This window comes from Halomonas sp. BM-2019, assembly GCF_017584085.1.
In genome coordinates, this window is record NZ_CP071922.1 from 3,838,502 (window position 1) to 3,840,972 (window position 2,471).

The window sequence follows — 2,471 nt, forward strand, 5'->3', positions numbered from 1 at the left end:
ATTGACTTTTTCGTGGCTCAAAATACTGGTGATATCATGTAATAAGCCGGAGCGATCGTCAGCAACAATCATTAACTTTGCCACGTAACGCGGTTGTTTTTGATCATCCACCCAATCAACCTCGATGCCGCGCGCTGGATTCTGTTGCAATAAGTGCTGCAGCTGCTCACACTCCTCATGGTGCACGGACACACCTCGTCCTTGGGTGATATAACCCATGATAGGATCACCGGGAAGCGGCTGACAGCAGCGTGCATAATTCATCATTAGGTTACCAATGCCGGCCACTTTAACGCCTTCGCGCTGCTTGCCTGCTTTTGCTGGTGACCGCCGTTTCGTAGTTAGTTTTTCTAACTCATCAAGTGGCGTTTCACTTGGTCCACGAACAAAGTTGACCACTTGATGTAAACGCACATCACCCGCACCAATAGCCGCCAATAAGTCATCCATGTGGCTCATATTGAAACGCTCGACCGCTCCTTGCGCGTCCTGTAGCGTCAGTTTATGTTTGTTTAATTCCTGTTCGAGCAACTCGCGACCAGCGACGACATTGTGTTCGCGATCAAATTTTTTAAAATAGGCTTGGACTTTGCTGCGCGCTCGGGCTGATTTCAGATAACCCAGTGCAGGATTGACCCAATCTCGTTTCGGATTCGGCTCCTTCTGGGTCATTATCTCAACCCGCTCACCGTTGCCTAATTCATAAGTGAACGGCACAATGCGGCCGTCGACTTTGGCGCCAATACAGCGGTGGCCGACCTGCGAATGGATATAATAGGCAAAATCAAGCGGCGTCGAACCCACAGGTAAGTCAATAACATCGCCTTTTGGGGTAAAGACATAAACGCGATCTTCGAACACTTGGCTACGTATTTCCTGCACCAGTTCTTCGTTTTCCGCCATGTCTTCATGCCACGCTAGCAGCTTGCGCAACCACGAAATTTTATCTTCGTAGCCTTGCGATCGCCCACTGCCGTGACCTTCCTTGTAAACCCAATGCGCAGCAACACCAAGTTCTGCATCATTGTGCATTTGCTCAGAACGAATCTGAATTTCGACATTCTTCTGCTCAGGACCGATCACCACCGAATGAATGGACTGGTAACCATTGGCTTTCGGTGTCGCGACGTAATCATCAAACTCAGATGCCAAATGCCGCCATTTGCTGTGAACAATGCCTAACGCCGCGTAACAATCTTTTAGTGATTGGGTGATGATTCGTACCGCGCGAATATCAAACAATTCATCAAACTGCAGATTTTTCTTCTGCATTTTTTTCCAAATACTGAAAATATGTTTGGGACGACCATAAACTTTGGCGTCCACATGTTGAGCATCAAGCTCGCTTTGTAAATCGGTGACAAATGCGTCAATAAATTGCTCACGCTGCCAACGCTTTTCGTCAAGTTGCTTGGCGATGGCCATATAGATATCCGGATGTAAATAACGAAATGCGAGATCTTCAAGTTCCCATTTCAGCTGACCTACACCCAGGCGGTTGGCCAGTGGCGCATAAATTTCACTACATTCTTTGGCCGCCAGAACCCGTGTTTCTTCATCAAGATTTTTTACCTGACGTAAATAGCAGACGCGTTCAGCCAGTTTAAGTAAAACGGCGCGAACATCTTCCACCATCGCCAATAACATCCGCCGCACCGCATCAATTTGCGCTTCTCCCGGTTTGCCATGACGAAAATGTTGTAGCTCACTGATGCTCTGCATTTGCTGGACGGTGGCGACTAATTGCGCCATTTCAGCATCTAAGTTTGCCTGCAACCAGTCGTCGTCAATAAGATTTGCTTCAAAGAAAGGAACCACCAGCGCGGCTAACAGACCTTTGCGGTCAAGATTCAGTTCGGCAAGGATTTCGACCATCTCCTGCCCTTTTAACAGCAGTGTCTCGGTCTCAGGATGTTGAATTTGACTCAGTGTGCCCGCTATGTCGCCGAGTTGTTCACGGATTTCAGGCTGCATAATGTCCCCGAGCCAGTTTTCTGGCTGAGAACCTTTACGATCAACATGGACATTGCGAACCTGAACCATAACTCCTCCCTACTATGGCTTAAACACCCTCTAAAATAACGAACGCCTGCGCATAATCAACTTCGTCACTCAACGAAACATGCGCCTGAGTTACACCTAAAGAATCAGCTAACGCCAGTGCGTTGTCACTGAAAGCAAGCAGCGGTCGCCCCAGCGCATCATTACTAATTTCAATATGCTGCCAGCTTAACCCATTTTGCAAGCCTGTTCCCAGCGCTTTTAGCGCCGCTTCTTTGGCAGCGAAACGTTTGGCCAAGTAACGCTCAGGCTGTTTTGCCGCGGCCATTAGATTTTGTTCGTTACTCGTTAGCAGACGCTGCGCGAGCGCCGGCTGACGCTCCAAGGCTTGGCGCAGACGCGCAATCTCAACGATGTCGGTACCTACGCCAATAATCGCCATAAAAGCTTATCGAGCTCCTTGCAAAATC

General features: G+C 48.6%; 2 protein-coding genes (1 of these 2 cut by a window edge). Both read right to left on the reverse strand.

The features are described 5' to 3' along the window. Positions 1 to 2,043 carry the 5' portion of a GTP diphosphokinase gene (relA, locus tag J5F18_RS19025; protein ID WP_346300084.1) on the reverse strand. It extends 516 nt beyond the left edge of the window, so the window shows 2,043 of its 2,559 coding nt (coding positions 1–2,043); the start codon lies at positions 2,041 to 2,043; its stop codon lies off the left edge, out of view. A 19-nt stretch (positions 2,044 to 2,062) separates the two neighbouring features. After that, positions 2,063 to 2,443 (reverse strand): holo-ACP synthase, encoded by a 381-nt coding sequence (gene acpS / locus J5F18_RS19030; RefSeq protein WP_346300085.1) that lies wholly within the window; start codon positions 2,441 to 2,443, stop codon positions 2,063 to 2,065. Positions 2,444 to 2,471 lie beyond the last annotated feature (28 nt).